The organism is Vibrio sp. Vb1337 (genome assembly GCF_033338715.1).
Taxonomy (GTDB): domain Bacteria; phylum Pseudomonadota; class Gammaproteobacteria; order Enterobacterales; family Vibrionaceae; genus Vibrio; species Vibrio alginolyticus.
Window position 1 is genome coordinate 1 of sequence record NZ_JAWOTD010000189.1, and the last position, 1,164, is coordinate 1,164.

Genomic DNA, 1,164 nt, shown 5'->3' on the forward strand with positions numbered 1-1,164 from the left:
TGAAAAGTGCTCAGAACGAGCTGAAAATTCAGGAAGTGAAAGTCGCAAAAGCCAAACATGAACAAGAAATGGCAGAGAACCAAGAGAAAATCAAGGAATCAGAAGCTGCTGCTAAAGAGGCTCAGAAATCGGGCTTAGCGGCGAAGATCTTTGGTTGGATCAGCGCGGTTGTCTCCATTGTGGTAGGTGCCATCATGGTTGCTACTGGCGTTGGTGCGGCAGCTGGCGCGCTTATGATCGCTGGTGGCGTCATGGGTGCAGTCAGCATGGCACTGCAAGAACCAGCCGTTCAAGACGCGCTAAAAGAAGCGGGTGTGAATGTCGATGTGTTGAACAAAGTGGTGATGGCATTAGAAATTGCTGTCGCTGTCATCGGTGCAATCGTGACCTTTGGTGGCGCGGCGGCTGGTGGTATCGCGAAACTTGCCGCGAAAAGTGCCAGCAAAATTGCGCAGAAAGTGACAGATATTGCCACGAAAGCTGCAGCCAATATGGCAAAAGTTGCGGACATGGGTTCTAAAGCTGCGACAACCACAGCCAAAGCGATTCGCTACGGCGCTGAAACGGTTGACCTTACGGTTAACATTGGCAAAGGTGCAACGGACAGCGTTCACGCTGCCAACAATGCGAACGTTACGGAAATACAAGCCGATATCACGGATCTCCGCGCCAAAATGACGTTGAGCCAGGCAGTCATCGATAAGCTAAAAGAAGAAATTGGCAAGTTGATGGAAGATTTCCAAGAGCTGATGAGCATCATCATGCAAATGATTCAAGCGAAAAGTGAAACTATGCAAACGGTGTTAAGCCGTCCTGCAACGGTTTAAGGAGCGGAAGTATGTTGGATAAAATTGGTGGAACGGGTCGCGGTGAACTGTATGGTTTGGGCGACACTATCAAAACAACCAAAGCAGAAAAAACACCAGAGACCAAATTGGAAGCGGGTGCAGTAAAAAGCAACGGTGAGTCAAACGTTTCTGGTGCAGGTCGCTATCAATTAGATGGGCCGAAAGCTCCTGCGATCAGTAATCAAGCACAAGTGGTTGCGAACCTGATGGGTGAGCTTGCACCAACGATTGATCTACTGATGAGCACTACCGCGAAAGTGCTGAATGGTGAAGAAGTGATCAAATCACCTTCGGACGCGGTTTCTCAATCGCTGTC

Annotated in this window: 1 protein-coding gene and 1 pseudogene; both read left to right on the forward strand. The window is 49.2% G+C overall.

Going from position 1 to position 1,164, the window contains the following annotated elements:
* Positions 1–827 (forward strand): type III secretion system translocon subunit VopB (gene vopB / locus R7E42_RS24925; RefSeq protein ID WP_318073224.1); only part of this gene is annotated, 827 nt, incomplete at its 5' end.
* An 11-nt stretch (positions 828–838) separates the two neighbouring features.
* A pseudogene (vopD, locus tag R7E42_RS24930) lies at positions 839–1,164 on the forward strand (type III secretion system translocon subunit VopD); the annotation flags it as partial.